19 protein-coding genes are annotated in these 19,835 nt (G+C 70.6%); 7 read left to right on the top strand and 12 right to left on the bottom strand.

The window, feature by feature from the left end:
• Positions 1 to 124 precede the first annotated feature (124 nt).
• Positions 125 to 727: a TetR/AcrR family transcriptional regulator gene (locus BLR33_RS06545; RefSeq protein ID WP_093783336.1), complete on the bottom strand. Its 603-nt coding sequence runs from the start codon at positions 725 to 727 to the stop codon at positions 125 to 127.
• A 74-nt stretch (positions 728 to 801) separates the two neighbouring features.
• On the opposite strand from BLR33_RS06545, the gene BLR33_RS06540 reads away from it, so the two are divergent.
• The gene (locus tag BLR33_RS06540) at positions 802 to 1,848 is read left to right on the top strand and encodes an aldo/keto reductase (RefSeq protein WP_093783335.1); all 1,047 of its coding nucleotides are present in this window, start codon (positions 802 to 804) and stop codon (positions 1,846 to 1,848) included.
• 330 nt (positions 1,849 to 2,178) lie between these two features.
• Complete coding sequence (locus BLR33_RS06535; RefSeq protein WP_093783334.1) at positions 2,179 to 3,006, top strand: YhjD/YihY/BrkB family envelope integrity protein; 828 nt, start codon at positions 2,179 to 2,181, stop codon at positions 3,004 to 3,006.
• A 206-nt stretch (positions 3,007 to 3,212) separates the two neighbouring features.
• Here BLR33_RS06535 and BLR33_RS06530 read toward each other — a convergent pair whose 3' ends face one another.
• From BLR33_RS06530 to BLR33_RS06520, 3 genes are read right to left on the bottom strand one after another with little or no spacing between them, the layout of a single operon-like run.
• A complete protein-coding gene (locus BLR33_RS06530; protein ID WP_093783333.1) occupies positions 3,213 to 3,989 on the bottom strand; it encodes a GAF and ANTAR domain-containing protein in 777 nt (258 codons plus the stop codon).
• Positions 3,986 to 4,699, bottom strand: a complete 714-nt coding sequence (locus BLR33_RS06525; protein WP_093783332.1) for an ANTAR domain-containing protein — start codon at positions 4,697 to 4,699, stop codon at positions 3,986 to 3,988. Before BLR33_RS06525 ends, BLR33_RS06530 begins: the two co-directional genes overlap by 4 nt.
• Positions 4,700 to 4,703: 4 nt before the next feature.
• Complete coding sequence (locus BLR33_RS06520; RefSeq protein ID WP_093783331.1) at positions 4,704 to 5,105, bottom strand: STAS domain-containing protein; 402 nt, start codon at positions 5,103 to 5,105, stop codon at positions 4,704 to 4,706.
• A 413-nt stretch (positions 5,106 to 5,518) separates the two neighbouring features.
• Here BLR33_RS06520 and BLR33_RS06515 point away from each other — a divergent pair, with 413 nt between their 5' ends.
• From BLR33_RS06515 to BLR33_RS06505, 3 genes are all read left to right on the top strand, one after another.
• Entirely contained in the window at positions 5,519 to 6,559 is a 1,041-nt protein-coding gene (locus BLR33_RS06515; protein WP_245771220.1) for a fatty acid desaturase family protein, read from the top strand.
• A gap of 79 nt (positions 6,560 to 6,638) precedes the next feature.
• Positions 6,639 to 7,181 carry a GNAT family N-acetyltransferase gene (locus BLR33_RS06510; RefSeq protein ID WP_093783329.1) on the top strand — a complete coding sequence of 181 codons (543 nt, stop codon included), beginning with the start codon at positions 6,639 to 6,641 and terminating at the stop codon, positions 7,179 to 7,181.
• A 621-nt stretch (positions 7,182 to 7,802) separates the two neighbouring features.
• Complete coding sequence (locus tag BLR33_RS06505) at positions 7,803 to 8,687, top strand: SigB/SigF/SigG family RNA polymerase sigma factor (RefSeq protein ID WP_093783328.1); 885 nt, start codon at positions 7,803 to 7,805, stop codon at positions 8,685 to 8,687.
• A gap of 374 nt (positions 8,688 to 9,061) precedes the next feature.
• On the opposite strand, the gene BLR33_RS06500 is transcribed toward BLR33_RS06505, so the two are convergent.
• The 8 genes from BLR33_RS06500 to BLR33_RS34680 all read right to left on the bottom strand — a co-directional run bounded on the left by BLR33_RS06500 (position 9,062) and on the right by BLR33_RS34680 (position 16,705).
• Positions 9,062 to 10,498 (bottom strand): tyrosine-type recombinase/integrase, encoded by a 1,437-nt coding sequence (locus BLR33_RS06500; RefSeq protein WP_107408847.1) that lies wholly within the window; start codon positions 10,496 to 10,498, stop codon positions 9,062 to 9,064.
• A 140-nt stretch (positions 10,499 to 10,638) separates the two neighbouring features.
• Complete coding sequence (locus tag BLR33_RS06495; RefSeq protein WP_093783327.1) at positions 10,639 to 10,896, bottom strand: helix-turn-helix transcriptional regulator; 258 nt, start codon at positions 10,894 to 10,896, stop codon at positions 10,639 to 10,641.
• Between the two features lie 282 nt (positions 10,897 to 11,178).
• The gene (locus tag BLR33_RS06490) at positions 11,179 to 11,889 is read right to left on the bottom strand and encodes a hypothetical protein (RefSeq protein WP_093783326.1); all 711 of its coding nucleotides are present in this window, start codon (positions 11,887 to 11,889) and stop codon (positions 11,179 to 11,181) included.
• A gap of 70 nt (positions 11,890 to 11,959) precedes the next feature.
• Positions 11,960 to 12,943 (bottom strand): hypothetical protein, encoded by a 984-nt coding sequence (locus BLR33_RS06485; RefSeq protein WP_093783325.1) that lies wholly within the window; start codon positions 12,941 to 12,943, stop codon positions 11,960 to 11,962.
• Complete coding sequence (locus BLR33_RS06480; RefSeq protein WP_093783324.1) at positions 12,940 to 13,842, bottom strand: helix-turn-helix domain-containing protein; 903 nt, start codon at positions 13,840 to 13,842, stop codon at positions 12,940 to 12,942. Before BLR33_RS06480 ends, BLR33_RS06485 begins: the two co-directional genes overlap by 4 nt.
• Positions 13,843 to 13,938: 96 nt before the next feature.
• Complete coding sequence (locus BLR33_RS06475; protein ID WP_093783323.1) at positions 13,939 to 14,325, bottom strand: hypothetical protein; 387 nt, start codon at positions 14,323 to 14,325, stop codon at positions 13,939 to 13,941.
• A gap of 197 nt (positions 14,326 to 14,522) precedes the next feature.
• Complete coding sequence (locus BLR33_RS06470; protein ID WP_143031650.1) at positions 14,523 to 15,302, bottom strand: helix-turn-helix domain-containing protein; 780 nt, start codon at positions 15,300 to 15,302, stop codon at positions 14,523 to 14,525.
• Between the two features lie 197 nt (positions 15,303 to 15,499).
• Positions 15,500 to 16,705 (bottom strand): helix-turn-helix domain-containing protein, encoded by a 1,206-nt coding sequence (locus BLR33_RS34680; RefSeq protein WP_143031649.1) that lies wholly within the window; start codon positions 16,703 to 16,705, stop codon positions 15,500 to 15,502.
• A gap of 814 nt (positions 16,706 to 17,519) precedes the next feature.
• Between BLR33_RS34680 and BLR33_RS06460 the strand changes: the two genes are divergently transcribed.
• Positions 17,520 to 18,911 carry a helix-turn-helix domain-containing protein gene (locus BLR33_RS06460; protein WP_245771218.1) on the top strand — a complete coding sequence of 464 codons (1,392 nt, stop codon included), beginning with the start codon at positions 17,520 to 17,522 and terminating at the stop codon, positions 18,909 to 18,911.
• A complete protein-coding gene (locus BLR33_RS06455) occupies positions 18,908 to 19,636 on the top strand; it encodes an HAD family hydrolase (RefSeq protein WP_093783320.1) in 729 nt (242 codons plus the stop codon). The genes BLR33_RS06460 and BLR33_RS06455 overlap by 4 nt, the downstream gene beginning before the upstream one ends.
• Positions 19,637 to 19,835 lie beyond the last annotated feature (199 nt).

Below are 19,835 nucleotides of genomic sequence, written 5' to 3'. Positions count from 1 at the left end.
GCCTTGGGGGTGTCCCGAGACCGTAAGTGCCGCCCGTTCCGGCCGGGTTCGGGCATGGTGAACGCTCTGTTGCCTGGGCCTCACCCCGTGGAGTCGTCCACCCGGGCGCCGGCCGAGGTGGCGATCAGGGAGAGTCCGGTGAGCCGGGCCGGCGCCGGTCCACCGTCCGCCTGCTCTCAGGCGGGGCCGGCTGTCCCTCGACGATCGCCATCAGGGCCGCGGTGAAGGGCGCGGGGTCCACATCGCCGCGGATCGCCAGCTGCTGGCTGTAGCTGCTGCACAGCGCCACGAACGCCTCGGCGATCTGCTCGGCATCCCCCCGCCGGTGATCGGGTACCAAGGCGGCCACCGCGGCCCGCTGGGCAGCGAGTTGCTGCCGGACGACGGTCGCCAGCGACGGTGACAGGGCTGCTTCCGCGTAGATCTGGGCCACCAGCCGGGCGTGGCCCTTCTCGCGCGCCATCGCGCGCACGTGTTCCAGGAAGCCGCTGACGGTCTCGGCGGTGAGGGACTGCGGCAGGGCTCCGCCCGCCTGCTCGCAGACGCCGACGACGATCTCCTCCTTGCTGGTGAAGTACCGGTAGATGGCCCCGATGGAGAGCCCGGACTCGGCGACGATGTCGGCCATGGACGTGTGGGCGAAGCCGTGACCGGCGAACCGGGCGCGGGCGGCGTCGAGGATCTGCTGACGGCGGGCGTCGAGGTGTGCCTGGCTGACCTTGGGCATAAAAAAGAGCGACCCTTCGCTTTTTTTGTTACGGTGATCGAGCCTACCTCGCACCCCACCCTCCAGGAGACGCCTTGCGTTACCAGACCTTCGGCCGGCGGACCGGACTGCGCGTGTCGGAGTACGTGCTGGGGACGGCGAACTTCGCCACCTCGGACGCCGGCGCGGGCGCTGAGGGCTCGCGGCAGATCTTCGAGGCGTTCGTCGACGCGGGCGGCACGACGTTCGACACGTCCGACATCTACCAGGACGGGCAGGCGGAAACCGTGCTGGGCGGGCTCCTCGCCGGCCGCCGCGACGACTTCGTGGTGATCACCAAGTACAGCGGGACCAGGCAGGCCCGGCCGCGCCCCGGCACGACGGGGAACAGCCGCAAGGTCATGGTCCGTTCGCTGGAAGCGAGCCTGCGCCGTCTGCGGACCGACTACGTCGACGTCTTCATGCCGCACTTCCCCGACGGGACCACTCCGGTCGAGGAGATCCTGGCCGGGTTCGACGACCTGGTCCGCTCGGGCAAGATCCTGCACGGTGCGCTGTCGAACTTCCCGGCCTGGCGCGTGGCCGGCGCCGCGGTCCGGGCCGACCTGCGCGGCCTGGCCACTCTGGCCGGGGTCCAGACCGAATACAGCCTCGCCGAACGATCGGCCGAACGGGAACTGCTGCCGATGGCGCAGGCGCACGGCCTGGGCGTGCTCTGCTACTCCCCGTTGGCCGGAGGGCTGCTCACCGGCAAGTACCGGCAGGGTGCGACGGGCCGGCTCAGCGCCAGGGGCGACGCGATCGAGGGCACGCAGCAGCGCACCGCCGTCGTGGACGCCGTGCTGGCGATCGCGGACGAAGTCGGCGCCGGCGCGGCGGAGGTCAGCCTGGCCTGGCTGCGGCGCCGGGCCGCGCTCGCGCAGACGGCGTTGATCCCGATCGTCGGCCCCCGCACCCCGAAGCACCTGGCGGGATACCTCGCTTCCCTCGGCCTCGAACTCGGCGACGAGCACTACCGACACCTGGACGAGGCGAGCGCGGTGCGATGGGGAGCCCCGCACGAGGATGTCGCGGCAGCGCTGAGCCACGGCCTCGACGGCGACCGCACCCTGCTCGACCCCCCGCCGGTTCCCGTCATCTGACCACCGGTCGCCCCACGCACCGGTCCTGCGGAGCCACCCGACCCGCGATCCGCACGTGCCCCGATGAGGCGACCACCCATGAGCGTCCGCCGCCGATCGGATCACCGACCGCACCGGGCCGCTTCTCGCACTCGAAGCAGCGGCGGGTCAGGTGCTCGGTGCTCCGCCGTACTTCGCGAACTCGGCGAGCTGGTCCCAGTTCTCCCTGCCCGGCCGGGGATGCTCCTGCTGTCCGGCGCGCCGTGCCGAGTTCGGCCGGCGGTGTGACGGGGGCCGGGGCTCCGGGGCCGGTGCCGGGGGCGGGGCAGCCGGCCGTGGTAGTCCACGTGCATGCCGATGCGTCCCTCCGATGCCGCGGGGGGCGACTCCCTGATCTCGCGGCTGCGGCGTACGGTGCGCCGCTCGGCCGTGGGGCGGGGGTGGAGGCGGGGGGCCGACCTGCAGCTGGGTCAGCGGGCCCTGGGCTTCGCGGCGCTGGGGCTGCTCACGCTGGTGCCGCTGCTGATCATCGTCGCCTCGGCCGACCCCGGCCGCGGGCGGGGGTTCGCCCAGTGGCTGGTGGAGGGGTTGGGGGTGTCGGCGGAGGCCCGGGGCCAGGTCGAGAAGCTGTTCAATCAGCCCGGCCAGGCGCTGCGGTCCACCACCGGCTTCGGCCTCGCGGCCCTGGCCGTTTTCGGGCTGTCGCTCGGGGCGGCGGTGCAGACCGGCTACGAGAGGGTCTGGAGCCTGCCCGCGGCCCGCTGGTGGGCCCGGTGGCGGCACGTGCTGTGGCTCGCCGTCCTCACCGGTTTCCTCTTCGTCGTCGCCACGACCACGCTGCCGCGCAGGTCGCCGGTCGGCGGGCTCGGTACGGTCCTGAGCGCCGTGGTGTTCCTGTGGTGGTCCCAGCACATGCTGCTTACGGGCAGGGTCCGCTGGCGGGCGCTGCTGCCGGGCGCGGTCGCCACCGTGCTGGGGCTGTTGGGGCTGCGGGTCTTCTCCGCGCTGGTCTTCTCCCCCCTGATCGCCTCCAACACGGTCGCCTATGGCCCGATCGGGACGGTCCTGGTCCTGGAGTCATGGCTGGTGGGGGTCGGTGTGGTCGTCTTCGGTGGCGCCCTGGTCGGCCGTCTGGCGCACGAGGAGCTCGTACGCCGGGCCCGGACGCGGAAGCGGTAACCGGTCACCGGGGACGGTCGCGGGGAGGGAGCGGGGAGGGGGCGGAAGCGGTGCGGGCAGGGATCGGCCCCGGGCGGCATCCCCTCATCGCGACCGTACTCTGCGATCGCTTCCTCTTCCCCTCTCCCGGATCCGCGGCCTCTGCCAGTTCACGGCCCGCCTTCTCCCATCCCGGGGACCGCAATCGGCAACGGCACCGGCCGGCGTCACGGCGTCGTCGGGGACGGCGGCGAGACGGGCGGCGGAGGCACGGGGGCGCTTCTGATCCGAGCCGTGTCGACGGTGCCCTCGGTGATCTCCCGGGCCAGTTCGGAGAGCTTGCGGTGGTGCGCGCGGGCATAGCCGCGCAGGACGCTCAGGGCCTCGTCGACGGGGAGCTGCCAGCGTTCGGCGAGGATGCCCTTGGCCTGTTCGATGACGATGCGGCTGTTGAGGGCGTACTGGAGCTGGTCGCGTTCTGCCTCGGTGTGGGCCCGTGTGCGCTGCTGGAGGATCGCGATGGTCGCCACGTCGGCCAGGGCCTGCGCCAGAACGAGGTCGGCGGGGGCGAGGGGTTCGGGATCGGTCTGGAACAGGCCGAGCGCGCCGATGACCCGGCCGCGCAGGCGGAGCGGCAGGGCGTTGGTGGACACGAAGCCGATGTCCCGGGCCACGGCGGCGAACTCCGGCCAGCTCACGCTCACTTCCTCGTCGGTGAGGTCGATGTGGGTGCGTGCCCGGCCGCTGCGGTAGCACTCGACGCAGGGGCCCTGGTCGTGCTGAAGGGCGAACACCTCCAGCAGCCGGGTGTCTTCGTCGGAGGCGGCGAGCACGTGCAGGAGGCCGTTCTCGTCCGCGAGCAGGATGCCCACGGCGGCGGCGTCCAGGATCTCCCTGCAGCGCACGGACAGCCGCTGCAGGAAGTCGATGGCGTCGAAGTCGGCGATCAGGGACTCGGCGACCTCCACGAAGACCTCGGTCACCTGCTGTTCGCGGCTGGTCATGGCGTCCGGTCCTTGTCTGCGGCGGGTGGCGGGGGGTCGGTGTCGGGAGCAAGTCGCAGTCGCCTGGCCACGATGTCGCGCGCGGTGTCGGTGAGGGTGCGCCCGCTGCTGTAGGCGTGGGCACGCAGGCGCAGCAGGGCTTCGGCCAAGGGTACGGCGAGCTGGACGCTGACCATCCCGGTCGCCTGGTGGACCTCGGCGTGCTGCAGGAAGGGCAGCGGGTCCGAGTCGTCCCGGGGCAGCAGGGCCGGGTCGCCGCGCTCCAGCAGACACGTCGTCAGCCCGGCCGCCAGGGCGAGGGCGTCGTCGCTCTGCTCGTCGGTCAGCCCACCCGGGGCACGCCGTACGGCGGTCAGGACGCCGAGCGCGATCGCGCCGATCCGCAGCGGGAAGCAGAACACCGCCCGTACTGCCTGGCCCGGCACCTCCGCGGCCAGAGCCGGCCACCGCTCGGGGCGCACGCGCGCCAGATCGTCCACCCGTACCGTTGTGCCGTCGGCCAGGCAGTCCGGGCCCGGGCCCTCGCCGAGGACCCTCTGGAGATCCTCGAACCGCTGGGAAGTGTCGCCGGAGCACCAGAGGATCTCGCCGCCACTCGTCCTCGCGGCGACGGAGACGGCGACCCCGTCCACGTCCAGGGCTGCGGCGGCGCGGCGCACCGTGCCGCCGACCCCGGGGCGTTCCCGCAGCAGGTGCACCACCTCGGCCATGCGGTCACTGACCACCGGACGCCGCCGCCCCCCTCGGAGTGGGCGGCGGGGGCTCGTCTCCCTTCGGCTGGAGGGAGCGGAGCGGCCCGGCGCCGGCGTGGTCGAAGAGGAAGACGGTGTTGGTGAGGTCGAAGATTCGGTGGACGGCGGGCGACGGATGCCGCAGCCGCAGCCGGCCGCCGCCCGCGTCGAGGGCCCATGAGGCGGTCAGGAAGGCATTCAGACCGCTGAGGTCGCAGAAGGTGAGCCGGGCCAGGTCGACGTCCACGTGGACGACTCCGTGGCTGAGGCAGTTCCGGACGGCGGCGGTCACGTTGGCGGCGGTGTCCAGGTCGATCTCTCCCTCAAGGAAGATCGTCGCGCGGTTGTCGCTCTGATGGGCGGTCAGCGTACGCATGACAGTCATGCCTCGATCCCCGGCTGTCCGCGACGGGCGGACCCACGGGTGGGTCCCCTCGGTCGCGATCGGACTGTGGGCGGAGCCTGTCGGACAGGCCGGCGCCGGTGTGAGGTCTGGTCCGCTCGAGCGGTGGTCAGAGGATCAACCGGGCCGGCCACGCCGGGGTCTGGGACGCAGTGTGAGCCTACACCCGGGCAATCCGCGCCTGCCGTACGTCCGCACGGCTCCGCGAATCCGCCTTCCCGCGGCTGAATACGGCGGTAGGCCCCGGTGGAAACCGGCATAGGGGGTACTCTGGAAGTCTCTCGCAACCTTGAGACGCGCCCCTGGGGGCGCGTTCGGCCGTGACCCCGCCACCGGCTGCGTGGAGCGACCCCGCGGCATCGGCCCGGGTGACGTCCACCGAAAGGGTTGCCACCGTGTCCGCGGATATCTCCGCACCTCCCTCACCTGCCGTCGGCAGTGACTTCGCCCGGTTGTCGCGGATGATCGCCGAGACCGGCCTGATGGCCCGCCGCCCCGGCTACTACGCCCTGCGTTTCGTGGCTGTCGCCGTGCTGTACGCCGGTGGCTGGACCGCTTTCGCGCTGGCCGGCTCCAGCTGGTGGACGCTGGCGGTGGCCGCGTTCCTCGCGGTGGTCTACGGGCAGGTCGCGCTGCTCGCTCACGACGTGGCCCATCGGCAGGTGTTCCGGCTGCGCAGGGCGACCGAGGTGACCGGGCGGATCGCCGGAAACGCCGGTATCGGCATGGGCTACGGCTGGTGGCAGGACAAGCACACCCGCCACCACGCCAACCCCAATCACGAGGACCTCGACCCGGACGTCGCACCCGACCTGCTGGTCTGGTCCCAGGACCAGGCTCGCGCCGCCAGGGGCCTGCCCCGGTTCATCGGACGCTCGCAGGCGTACCTGTACGTCCCGTTGCTCACGCTGGAGGGCTTCAACCTGCACGTCGCCGGGGTACGGGCGCTGGGCGACCGCTCGCTGAAGAAGCGCGCGCTGGAGGGCACGCTGCTCATCGCGCACTTCGCGGTGTACGCCGCCGTGCTGTTCCTGGTGCTTCCGCCGGGCATGGCGGTCGCGTTCCTCGCCGTCCACCAGTGCCTGTTCGGTGTCTATCTCGGCTCGATCTTCGCCCCCAACCACAAGGGCATGCCGATCCTGACCGGGAAGGACCGCCCGGACTTCCTGCGCCGGCAGGTGCTCACCTCCCGCAATGTGCGCGGCGGATGGTTCACCGACCTCGCGCTCGGCGGGCTGAACCACCAGATCGAGCACCACCTGTTCCCCAGCATGCCCAGCCCCCACCTGCGCAAGGCACAGATCCTCGTCAGGCGGTACTGCGAGGAGCTGGGCGTGGCCTATCTCGAAACCGGTCTGATTACCTCGTACCGGCAGGCCCTCGCCTCCCTCCACCGCGCCGGGGCCCCGCTGCGTGGAACGCACACGGCGTCCTGACGCCGGCCGCCCGGCCCGGTCACAGGACCGCCTCGGGCCGGGGAATGACGCACGAAGGCGTGGGAGAACAGGAGGGGACATGGCGGAGTTGTTCCTGCGAAGGCTGACGCGTTGGCAGGCCGAGAAGCAGCGCGAGTCGTTGGCGGATCTCTACGTGGAGGCGTACGTAGGCGTGGCCGGCGAGGAGTTCCGCGACCGCCAGGACTTCCTGCGCCGGTTCGAAGGGCATGTCCAGCAGCCCGACTTCGAGTTCGCGGTGGCTGCGGCCGAGGAACTGGTGGGGTGCGCCTACGGGTTCCGCGTCTCCCGCTCGGGCGAGTGGTGGCGGGGCGTTGACCAGGCGCTCTCCTCCCATCTTGAGGAACTCACCGCCTCCGGACAGGTCTTCGCCCTCGCGGAGGTGATGGTCCTCCCTTCGTGCAGGCGCCGGCACGTGGCGACGCGCCTCGTGGACCACCTGCTGGCCCGCAGTGATGCCGCGCGGACGATCGCACTCGTGGATCCCGGGAACGCCCCCGCCCGGGCGGCGTTCCGGTCGTGGTCGTGGACGGGACTCGGCGTGTCCGGCGTGGCTTCGGACGCGCCCGCGCCGGAGGTGTGGAGCCGCCTGCCCACCCACTGACCCCCACCCCACGGACTCCTGCCCGGCGGCGGCCCCGGCGGAGCGGGTACTCCGCCGGGGACCGCACGGGAGTAGGGTCGGGACACCGAGAGTTCTCCGTGCACCCGCATCCCGCGCCCGTGTCGTTTTCGGCGATCGACGACCACCGGTCCGGTCGACCCCGGTCCGGGGTGAGGTTCGCGTCATGACTGCGACGAACGGCGACACGCCAAGGGCGCGCGGATGCGTCCGCGGCCTTCCTGACGTTCCCGCGGCTCCCGAGGCAGTGCCCTCCGTTGCGCGGCCACTGCGGTCGTCCCTGGTCCCGGCCGGTTCGGGCCGCAGCTTCATGCCGCGACCGATCCGCTGCGGACCTCGGCCCCCTGCGACCTGGTGGACGAAGCAGGCGGTAGGCACGAGGCGGACCGCACCGCCGCCGGAGAATCGGTTCTGGGACTCCGAGGGAGGCCAGGCCCCCCGCCGTCCGATCGGCGCACGGACATGACAGCTGCGGTCGTCCCGATCGTCCTCGTCACCGGTGCGGGGCCCCTGACGGCGTCGGCGTCCGGGAATGCGACCCGCGCGGCACGCCTGGCAGCAGGTCACCGACCCGCGACACGACTGACAACGTTGGGACTCCACATGGCGGTAGCCGCGCACGCAACGGGAACGACCACAGCGCCGGCGCGGGTGGTCCAGGATGTTCCGGTTAGGGGCGGCCTGCCGCACATCCCGTACCCGGCGAAGGTCACGCCGAAGGACGCCCGGGAGCTGTCGAAGCTGTTCTTCGACCGCCTCCGGACTCTGGAGGAGGGGACCGCGGAGTTCAGCCGCGTACGCGGCACGCTGATCGAGATGAACATGTCGCTGGTACGCTTCGCCGCCCGGCGCTTCCGCAGCCGCGGCCCGCAGGAGTGGGAGGACATTGTCCAGGTCGGCACGGTCGGGCTGATCAAGGCGATAGACCGCTTCGACCTGTCCCGCGAGACGGAGTTCACCACCTTCGCCATCCCGTACATCGTCGGCGAGACCAAGCGCTTCTTCCGTGACACCTCCTGGGCCGTCCACGTACCGCGCCGCCTGCAGGAGCTGCGGCTCGAACTGGCCAAGGCGCGCGACCACCTGACCACGGTGCTGGACGCGGCGCCCACCGTGGCGCAGATCGCCACGAGCCTGGGGATCGACGAGGACGAAGTCGTCGATGGCATGCTGGCCGCCAACGGCTGCACTGCCGGCTCCCTCGATTTGCCGACCGGCGACGGCAGCGGGGAACGCGGCTTCCTCTCCTACGCCGAGACCATCGGCGCCGCCGACCCCGCTCTGGGCCTCTTCGAGAACCTCCACACGCTCGGCCCCCTGCTCGACACGCTGGACGACCGCGAGCGCCGGATCCTCCGGATGCGCTTCGGCCAGGAACTCACGCAGTCCGAGATCGGCGGTCGGCTCGGCCTGTCGCAAATGCACGTGTCCCGGCTGCTCGCCCGCATCCTGGCCAAGCTCCGCGCCGGCATGTTCACCGACGCATAGCCGCCGTGGGTCACGGCCATGGCGAGTCGGCAGCTTGGAGCGGCGGCTTCCAGGGCGAGCCGGTCATCCGCGACAGGTCATGCCCCACGGCATCCGAGCACAGTTCGCGGACTGGTGGCAGCGAAGTGCAGGGATCGCCTGCTTCTGGAGCCTTGAAGCGGTAAGGGCTGGACCGGCGGGGCGGAACGAGGCCCGTGCCTCTGGTCTGTGGGGCTCCGACAAAGCCTTGGCGAGTAGTGCCGGGGGACACGGAACGCCTTCGGGGGCCGGCCGGTGGCCGGACGCCTTCGGACGTCTTCTGACCAGGCAACACGAGGCGGTACCGGTCGGCCGGCCGCGAGTCCTCTGATCATGGGATCAGGGGCTCTACGGGGTCAGCATTCGATGACGTTCACCGCGAGGCCGCCGCGGGCGGTCTCCTTGTACTTGACCTTCATGTGGGCCGGTTTACGAAATACCGCGCTGACCTGCGGACTCGTTGCTGTTTGGGCGATCTGTGACCATGGCAGGGACTTCTCAGGGACTTCCGGTTGTTGATCTTCAGCCAGCCATCCGTCCATCGCGGCGAGGCCGTGCCTGCCCGCACCGGGCATGAAGTGGGCGTAGTGATCGAGGGTGATCTTCGGCGATGAGTGCCCGAGCCACGCGGACAGGCTGACGATGGACTCGCCGGCTTCCAGTTGGACGCTGGCGTACGTGTGGCGCAGGACGTGGAACATGTCGGACCGGGAGAGCTCGAAGACCGGGTGTCGCCGGATGCGCCCGCCGTGCGTCTCCACCTTCTCGCCGGCTGTCCGGAGGATCCCGGCCGCTGCGAGCGCGGGCTTCCAACTCCGCTCGTTCCAGGTCTTGTAGTTGATCCTCAGCCCATGCGAGGTGGTCAGGACGAGCTTGACGGTGATCGGCCGCCGCTGACGCTCTTCAAGACGGGTGGTGGGCTCATCGGGGTTCCGCCACGGGAGAGTGCACTCAACGCTTGGGAATCGCCGGAAATGCGCGCGGACGCGCTGTGCCAGGGCGGGAGAGAGGGGGACGTCCCGGGTCTTCTGTCCCTTGGGGAGGCAGAAATAGGGGCGGCCCTTGGCGTCCCATCGGAGCTGGCGCCGTACGTGCACAAGGCTGGCCTTGAAGTCGAAGTCCTCCTCGGCGAGCGCGAATGCCTCGCCTTGGCGGAGGCCCAGACCGAGTCCGAGGTCGATGGCGAGGTGATAGCGGTCCTGCAGCCCATTCCGCACGGAATCGACGGTGCCGCGGCTCCACGCCTTGGCCTTGCTCTTGGCCGGCTTGGGCCTCTTGACCGTGCGGTGCACTTTCGCCGGGCTTTTGAGAAGACGCTTGTCGTCGACCGCGGCGTTGAAGATCGTGGTCATGTGGATCCAGATGATCTCCGCGGTCGAGACGTCCACCCGGGAGAGCAGTTCCGCCTTGAACGTGCGCAGTGCTGAGGCGTCGATGTCCCGAAGGGCGTAGGAGCCCAGGAGCGGGATGATGTGTTTCCAAATGCGGCTGCGCATGGGGTTTGCTGTCGACGGCTCATCGGTCCTGCTCGGCCACCAGTGCTCCTCGATGTACTCGGTGAGCGTGATGTCGCCGTCGCGCGGGTCGACAAATTCTCCTCGCCTGCTGTCCGTCGTGGCAGTGGACAGCCAGAGCTTGGCGTCCGCCTGAGTCTCGAAGGACCTGTCCTGCACGCCGGGTATGCCCTTGACGCGGTAGCGCATGCCCTTGCCCCACAGGGCTGTGCGATCGCGCTGCCCCGTAGCCTTGTTCGGCCTCTTCTTGAGCCACCGGTCTTCTATGTATCCCGCCATCTGGTTGAGATCCTCCGGTCACGGGTCGTCGAGTGGTTCCTGGACGGTGTTCGGAACGCTTCTTCGGCCCGATGCATATCCCGGTGTGTACGGCAGGTCTGATGTCGATTGGATGTCGTTGCTGGGTGCGGTCTCCCTTGTCACCGTGCGCGGCGTTGGGGCTTGCGATTCAGTGGGTTGAGCGCCTGATTCGATCGGGAGTCAGCTCGTTCCTGCTGGACAATCCACTCGTCGAGTGCCGAGATGCGATACATGACGCGTCCCCCCATGCGGAAGCTGGGCGGACCCTGCCTCCTGTGGCGCCACACGTAGAGGGTGTTCGGCGAGATTCCCAGGTATGCGGCAGCCTGGGGCAACGTGAAGAAGGCGGGCCCTTGGCTCTGAAATTTGCTGCCCACTGCGATCCTCCGGTTCTCCGCGCGGTTGGACAGCGATGATCCGCATATTCCTCGCCTTGGGAGTTCCGGGGATCTGTGGTAGTGCGCTCGAAGGGTCCGAAGTGGGCCGTGAATCTTGCGATCGATCGATAACGAGCGGTGCTGAGCGGGCGGACACCCATGGTTCGCTCACTTGGTTGGTGAAGGGGCCCGTCGCGGGTTCGAGGAGGTCCCGGGCGACGTCGCAGGGCGCAAGCTGGTTTGTGCCCCTTCGAGGCGCCGGACAGAGAGCGGACGGGGCTTTCAGGCGAGTCCGGCGGCGGCGAGTTCTTCGTTGAGGTCGACCTCGGTGACGTTGTGCAGGGCGACTTGGTATTGCACGCCGAGGAGCATGGGGATGTGGGGGTGGTTGAAGGGGAGGGAGACCATTTCCTCGACGCCGTTGGTCTTTACAGGTGTGATGCCTCCGGGGTGGATGGAGCTGGGTCGGTAGAGGGTGCCGAGGATGCCGGCAAGGAGGGGCCGTCCGACGCGTAGGGCGGTGAAGCCGTTGTTCCGCTTGCCGTGGGGGCATTGGTCGGCGGCTGCCTTGGCGTGGGGGAGGCACAGCGGCGGCTGGGTGGTGGACCAGCCTTGAGGCCAGCGGGGCTTGGTGCGGGCTTCGTCGTCGGCGATGTCGAGGAAGAGGAGACCCGAGTCGGTCTTGGAGGCTTCGCCTTTGCAGACGTGGCAGAGCAAGGCGGCCATGCATTCGCGTTGGCGGGCGGCGTTGACCGCCTTCCAGAAGGGTTTGCCGGTGGGCTGTCCGCCGGCGTCGAGGGGGTTTTGGGTGTGGCGGGAGAGGAGGATGCCGTGGGGGTCGCGGTCCTCGGCGGCCTCGTCCAGGTACGTGAGTTTGTGCCGGGGCGGGATGCCGAGGGCGGGCGCGCCGCCCACTAGCTGGACGGTGAGAGCGGCGTCGCTGGTGTCCTGCTCGCCGTCGCGGAGGGTGATGTAAGGGACGAGGTCAGGCATGGGTGCGGTGTCCTGGGTGATGTCTCGGTCGAGTCGAGCCGGGTCGCGGCCTGGTCGGAGTCGGGGTGGGTCAGGCTGCGGTGATGTCGAGGCCGGCGAGGGCCGCCGCCAGGGCGCTGCGGCGGAGGTGGGCGATGACGATCTGGTGGTCGGAGATCTCCTGTGCGTCGATGACTTCCACGGAGGCGACCAGGTCCGGGTGGGCGAGTAGATGCCGGCTGGCGTAGAGGGCGTCGACGGCGGCGTCGGGGCCGTGGGTGGGGTAGGCGAGCATCGTTGGCTCGCGCCGGTGCCCGTCTCGCGTGGAGAGGTGGGCGGTGATGTCGAGCAGGCCGGCGGTGTGGAGGAGGTCGTCGGGGACCTGGTCCATGACCCTGGTGCCGTCCGGGTGGAGGCGGGAGCGGTGGGCCCGGTGCGGGTGGTCCGGGATCTTGCCCAGCTCCGGTAGCGGCGGTCCGTTGTGGATGCGGTGGGGGTAGGAGTTGCGGTCGACGCCGCCGATCATCACCGCGTGGCAGCAGCGCCCGCTGGGCAGGGTGAGTCGCTTGTCGTTGAAGGTGGACCACCAGCCGGCTTCGATCTCCCTCAGGAGCGCGCTGGCGTAGTTGAGATGAGCTGAGGTGGCGATGATGGGTGTGGAGTCCTCGCCGGCGTCGCGCAACTGCAGGGTGACGGCGGTCGGCGGGAGCTTGAAGCCGTCCCAGGGGTTGTCCCAGTGGCCCAGGGGGCGGAAAACGCGGGTGTCGGCGAAGACGGCGGTGCAGGAGCGCTCGCCGAGCCAGCCGCGCATGGTCGGGCCGAGGGCTTCTTCCATTTCGTACATCACGGCGTGCTGGGCCTGGTCGGCGCCGGGCATCTCCTGCCGGAACAGCAGGTGGATGCCGCGGCCGGCGAGGAGTTCATAGGCAGCCTGCCGGAGGGCGGGCTTGCCGCGGCCGTTCAATTCGAAATTGAACGTGGCGACCCCGACGAGGTCGTCCCCGTCGTCGGGGGTACCTGGTTCGGCGGCTTGGGCCGGGTCCTCCTGGGGCGCTGCTGTGGTCGAAGGGTTCATCGTGCCTCCGTCGCGGTCGGGGCCTGGCGGGTTTTGGCCTGGGCGGCTTTGGCGTATTCGTTGCGGGCGGTGGCGATCAGGGTCAGGGAGGGGTCGGGGGGCAGGGCGGCGGTGTGGAGGAAGTCCCGGGTGATCCAGGCGGTCGCGAGGACGGCGGGGTCGCTGGAGCGGGTGACGGCCTGGTGGCTTTGCAGGTGGGCGAGGATCGTGCCGTCCTGGAGGGTCATGATCCGCAGGGCACTGGCCAGGGCGCTTTGGGGCTCTGCGCCCAGCGGCAGGACGCGTATGTCGATGCGACCGCCGCTGGCGAGCAGCAGGAGGAGCTGCAGCTGGTCGGCCATCACCTTGGCGGTGCCGACCGGGCGGCGGATGGCGCTCTCGCTGAGGATCACGTGGTAGCTGGGTGTCGTGGCGCCCGGATGCAGGGGCGTGGTGCGGACCCTCGTGGCGCCGTGCTGCTCCCGGCCGTTGGGCGATGTTTTCGGGACGTTGTGCGTGTCGGTGAGTGCTTGGGCGTAGGGGCGTGTTTGGAGAAGGCCGGGCAGGAACTGGGCGTCCCAGTCGCGGATGACCACGGCCTGCGGTTCCAGCGTGCCCATGGGGACCACCGATGCGGGTGAGGAGGGCTCGCGGCCGAAGTCGATGTTCCGCACGAAGAAGTCGCCGGTCTCCAGGATGCGGTCGACCTCCCGGGCCAGCTCGATGTGGATGCGCCGGCGGCCGGACTCCAGGTTCGCCAGGTGCGAGGTCGTGATGAAGAGGCGACGGGCCAGCTCCGCCTGGCTGAGCCCTTTACGCTCGCGGTGGTGGCGCAGTTCGGCGCCGTAGAGGGCGCGCGGTGAGGCGGACGGGTCGAGTGTGTGGCCGCCGGTCTTCGGGCGGGGCTGGCGGGTGGTCAACGCTGACTCCTGGAACCAGGGCGTGTAGGGGCGGGAGTGGTCGGGGTGGTCCGCCGCCCGTCCCGACGGGGGCGGGTCGGGCGGCGGACCGGCTCCTTACGGCAGTGCCGCAGGAGCGTTCGGGGAGGGGAAGCCGCCGGTGCCTTCGCCGGTGCCTTCGCGGGCGGCGTCTTCCAGTGCTCGGAGGAGCTGGGGGTCGACGGCCGAGGGGAGTGCGGGGCCGAGGGTGTGCAGGTCGCGCACGGGGATGCCGTCGGGGATGATCAGCCGGGGGATCGTGTCGGAGGCGAGGCGGATGCGTGCGCGGTGGTCGCCGGCCGCGGTGGTGGGCGGTGTCGGGGCGAAGCGGACGTGCATGCCGAGTCCGGTGCCGCATTCCCACAGGGCCTGGGAGGCGGGGTGGCGGTCCGGGCGCGGGCCGGTGAGGACCAGGTCGTGGACTCCGGCGGCTGCGGCCGCGCGCACGGCGTGCAGCCATGCCACGGTCAGGGTTCCGCTTTCGAGGGCGAGTTCGAGGACCGGCGGCCGGGGCGGCGGACAGACTGCGGGGGCGGCAGGGACGGGGTGGCTGGGCAACGGGATCTCCGGTCGGGTGTAGTGGCGGCCCCGGTGGGGGCGGCACGGGGGGTCAGCGGGGTGCGCCGGGTGGGAAGTGCCCGCAGCGGTGCGGCTTGGCCGGGCTAGGGGGTGGCAGGCCGGCTGCGTGGGTGGCGTCCTGCGGGACGTAGCTCCACGTGGGCTTCGGCGAGCAGGTTGCGGATTGTCGAGGGCGGGATGCCGCTGGCCAGGGCGATGAGTCTGATGCTCGGCTGGCTGGGCCCCTGGTACGCGGCGGCGATCCGGCGCCTGAAGCGGGCCCGCTTCCTGCCGGTCAGGCGCGTGCCCGGCGCGTAGCGCGGCAGCTTCAGCTCCTTGATCCTGTCGGCCGCAGGCTGCCCCTGGCGGTGGGGTGCCGGCGTGCGGGGCTCGCGCCCGGCCGGCCGCAGGCAGACCCCGGCTTCCAGGAGCAGGTTGTACATGGTCGAACGCGACAGCCCGGTCGCCTGGGCGAGCAGGCCAAGGCCCGGGTTGAGGGGCCCGAGGTAGGCAGCGGCGACCTGTTCGGCAAGGCGTGCGCGGTCCTGGCTGCTCAGCCGTGTGCCCGGGGCGTAGCGCGGCAGCTTCAACTCCGCGATTTCCTCGGCGGTCCACACCCGCGGCTGGCGGCGCGGCGGAGCCCATCCCGGGGGCGCTGTCCAGCCCGGACCGCCGACGGGAGGACGCAGCGTCACCCCGGCCGCTTTCAGCAGCCTGTGGACGCGCGAGCGGGATTTCCCGGTCGCCTCGGACAGGAGCCGGATCCCGGGCTTACCAGGTCCCTGGTAGGCGGCTGCGATCTGCTTGGTGAACTCCTCCAGCCGGTGGCCGTGCAGTGGTTCAGGGCACCAGGGCAGTCCTAATTCCGCGGCCTCCTTCCGCATCGCCGACTGCGGCCGCTCCTTCGAGCCGCGGCCCCGAGCCCCGGGCGAGGGCACCGAGCCGGCGGCCGGCACGGTCGCAGCGGGTGACGGTGCACCGCGCCGGCCGGTGTTGCCGGAGGGGGCGGCGCAGTCCGGTGCCGTATCGCGGCGAGGAGAGCCGGGGCCGGAGATGTGAGTGCGGGGGGTCGTAGGGGCGGTCATCGGGACTCCGGGGAGCAAGAGCACGAGATGGGTGGGGTCCGCCGCCCGTCCCGAGGGGCGACGGGTCGGGCGGCGGAGCCTTGGACGCTGCTCGGTCCAAGCAGCGCACGGCCGGGGTCGGCCCGACCGGATCCAGCGGTCCGGGCGGCCAGGGACAGCGCGCGCAGGCGCCAGGTGTGGACCAGAGCGACCAGGTGCGCCGGGGTCCTCGCACCCGCCTTGGCCAGCAGCGCATCGATGGCTCCGGGGACCAGATCCTCGGCGAGGCCGGTGTGAGCCGCGATCCGGCCGCGCTCCGGCAGACACCGAAGGGCGTGGACGAGGGCCAGGTCGGTCTCGTCGAGCGCGGGAGGTGGCGGCACCGGTTCGAGAGGCGTGATCTGCCCGGTGGACAGGGCGGCATCCACCCGGCTGGCATCGCTGTACCTGCCGAGCCGGCGGCCTGCGCCGATGAGGTGGTGGGTGACCATGGCGTAGGACAGGCGGAGGCTGAGGCCGACCTCCGTGACGCTCCGGCCCATGGCGATCAGCTGGAGCACCTCGGCCTGAACCGGCGTCAGCAACCCCATGGCATCTACTGCATCGCCGTGTGGTCCGTCCGGCGGTGCGCCAAGGCTCTCGCTGAAGGACCGGCCGGCACCCCCGCCAGCGGGTGCCGAGGGCAGAGCCCCAGCGATCAACCCGGGGCCGCCGGATGCGCGGGATCCGCCGCCCGAACCAGCAGGGCTACCAGTCGGGCAGTCGACTTCAGTGCGCGGCCCATGCGGTGCCCGCGGTGCGGCCGGTCGGCCGACGGGGCGCAGCTCCACGCCGCCTTCCAGGAGCAGGCTGCGCACGCGCGTGCGCGCGATACCGGTTGCCTCGGCGAGCAGCCGCAGACTGGGGCGGCCGGGCCTCTTATATGCCTTGATGAGCACCGCGATGAATTGCGCGCGCTCCTCGCCTTCGAGCGTGGTGCCCGCGGGATAGTGCGGCAGGCTCAACGCGCGCGCCTCCTCGCTCAACCGCACGCAGGCGGATACTTGCGTGGCCTCACCCGAGCCCGCCTTCGAAGCAGGGCGTATCGGGCCGCTAGCTGGCTGCGAATCCGCAGGGGCTTGCGCACGCTCCACGCGCTCGGACACGCCGGTCGCTCGGCGTATGTCGGCGCGTGCGGCCTCGCGGCGCGAGCGCACAGGGGCGCCGACGGTGCGGACGGTCATGGAGATCTCCGGACGAACGAAGAGGGTCGGCATCGCAAGCGGGGCAGTTCAGGCGCACTGTGGGCTCGGGGGCCGGTCGGGGGACATGTCGACCGACCCCCGAGCGTCATGGCCGCCCGCGCGGCAGGGCCGTGGACCGGGGATCAAGACGATGAGGCGGGGTCCGCCGCCCATTCCGACGGGGGCGGACTGGGCGACGGGGTCGGTGGCGGCCGGGCAGGGGATCAGAAGACTGCCGGGGCCGGGGCGGATACGTCGGTGGGCCCAGTGGTCGGGGTGCTGCTCGGATCGCTGGGATCTTCGCCAAGACGCCCTCGAACCGGTCTGCGGCGACCGCGTCCACGCTCCCGACGGCGCGACCGCAACGCACCGCAGGCGCGACCCCCGCCGCAGCATCGCCAGCACGGCCGCGCGGCAGTCGGTGGCTGGCAGGTCGAGAACGGGACATCACATTCCTCGGAGGCGGTCGGCTGTTGGTCTGCGAGTGCGCGGGAGCGGTGAAGGTCGCGGCAAGTGCGAGGCGGCGTGTGCCAGAGGCCGATGTGAGCGCGAACCCCCGAGCAACTGCCGGTCGCAGTAGGGTGGCTGAGAGTGGCCGCCAGTGACCATTCGCGTAGGCATATTCGCGGAGAAATACGAGTCACTGGTTGTCCACAGGTGGAGCTCCCATCACAGAGAGGCCGCTATGGACACACGGCGGTGTGACCGCTGTGGCTGCAGGCTCAGCGAATACAACGACGACGGAAGTCTCTGCGGGCCCTGCCAACGAACCGCTGCCGAGGCATCAGTCGTACCCGACAGGGTGTGGCGTGATGTGGTGGTGCAGGAGAGCCTCCGCGAGCTGGATTTCGGCAGGCTCAGCAAGCGGCTGCGGGAAATCGTTCCGCTACGGCAGGACGACCTCGCCCACCTGGTCGGACTGACACAGGGGTACTTGTCCAGGCTGGAAGCCGGCAAGGTACGGCTGACCCACATCGACAGGATCATCGAGTTCCTGGACGCCGTCGGAACTCCCGCCGGTTTGGTAGGAATCCCTCTCCGATACGTGGGAGCAACAACCACCAAGTCGCCTCGCCGTAGCCCCGGTTCACGCTCAGAACAGGGCGAGGCCGCCGCTCCGTGGACGACGGACCGTATGGTGGCGGCGCTATACGATGCGACGCGAGGGGAGTCCGACGCCATGCGCCCGAACCGCCGCCAGTTCCTTCTGACGGGCATTGCCCTCACCGCCTACATCCATCAGTGGGGAATCGCAGAGGCCGAGCCGCTGCACCGAGCCTTGTCCGGAGCCCGGGTAACCCCGGAACTGGTCGAAAGCCTGCAAGGGACCATCGACCATCTGCGGACCATGGACGCCAGCTCCGGCGGCGCCCCGGTGGCCGGCTTGGCGCGGGCCCATCTCCGCGTCGTCCACGAGGCGTTGAAGTCCGGCAGCTACAACGAGGAAACGGGCCGCCGTCTGGCCGGCATCGCAGCCGATACCGCCGCTCAGCTCGGGTGGTCCTACTTCGACGCCGGATACCAGGACCTGGCCCAAGGCGCCCTCCTTGCAGCCCTGCGTGCGGCGAAAGCGTCCGGCGACCCGCGATTCGGCGCAGCCGCCTTGTCCTTCCTGGCCATCCAGAGCTACTCGGTCGGCGACCCCCGCGATGCCGTCACCGCCATGCAGGCCGCCCGGAAGGAGATCCGCTCACTTCCCACCCTGCACCTGGAGGCGATGCTCCTGACCCGCCAGGCCCGCGGGCACGCCAAACTCGGAGAGGACAACCTTGCACGGAGCGCCCTCGGCCGGGCCGCAGACCTCGCCGGACACGACCCCGCAGAACTGGACCCGCACTGGCTCTACTGGATGAACGACGGGGAAATCCTGGGCCAGACCGCCAGTTGCTACCTCGACCTGGGCGAGCACAAGGCCGCGGCGTCGTACTTCGCCCGAGCAGCCTCGGCAGCGAACCCGCGTGAAGTGCGCACGCAGGCCCTGTTCGCCTCGCGCGCTGCTACCGCGCATCTGCTCGCCGGCGATCGCGACGGCGGCTTCGAAGCAGCAGACACCGCCCTACGCCTTGCGGGCAGTGTCCACTCCGCGAGACTCGCCGACCACCTCACCACCACCGCGGGGTACTTTCAGCGCACGCACGATCCGCGGTCGAAAGACCTGACGGAACGAACACGACAGGTAATTGCAACCGCGGAGAGCCAGCAGTGACCGACGTCCTCGTCCTATGGGACATCGACCGCACCCTGATGTATGTCGGCCAGATCGACCGCGCCGTCTACAGGGCCGCGTTTCGCCAGCTGACGGGCCGCGAGGCGACCCAGCTTCCAGCTCGGGGTACCGGCCGTACGGTGCCCCTGGCCGTACGGGAACTGCTTGCGACGAACGGCGTCGACCACCACGACATCGAGCCACTCGCCGAGCAGATGGTGAGCCTCCTCCCACATCTCCTCACTGAGAGACTCCAGGAACTGCGGGATGAAGGTCAACTTATGGACGGTGCCACCGAGGCGCTCCAGGCAGTCCGCGCCAGCGAGCGTCTCCTGCCCACGGTGGTCACCGGCAACCTGCAGCCGTCCGCAGAGATCAAGCTCCGGGCCTTCGACCTCGACCAATACGTGGACGTATCCGTCGGAGGATTCTCCTCCGACGACGCCCACCGGCCTGCCCTCGTCGGCATTGCCCAAGGACGAGCTGCCGCACGCTACGGCGGAACCTTCGACCGGTCGAACACCGTGATCGTGGGGGACTCCCTGGAAGACGTGCGGACCGGTATCGAAGGCGGAGCAGCCGTGATCGCCGTAGCCTCTGGAACCACACCCCGCGATGATCTGGCTCGTGCAGGAGCGGACCGCGTTCTGGACAGCCTCGTGCACGCCGACGAACTCCTCGACGCCATCGCCGACCTCACCGTGACGCGAAGCAGCAAGGGATAGCGGTCGAACCTTCAGGTGGGCGGCTATTCCTCGGCGCGGTGAGGCGCATGGCTTCACGGGATGAGAGGGTGCTGTCAGCCGTTGATGTCCGAGCTTTCGCTGCTGCGTTTCCGCCACAGTGCCGGGGCCTCGCGGGCCTTTAGGGTGTGGGGGTGGTCGGTGCCCAGCACGCGACGCTGGTCCTGCAGCAGCTCGGTGA

Source organism: Actinacidiphila guanduensis (assembly GCF_900103985.1).
Classification (GTDB): Bacteria; Actinomycetota; Actinomycetes; order Streptomycetales; family Streptomycetaceae; genus Actinacidiphila; species Actinacidiphila guanduensis.
This window is presented reverse-complemented; position numbering and strand designations above follow the sequence as displayed.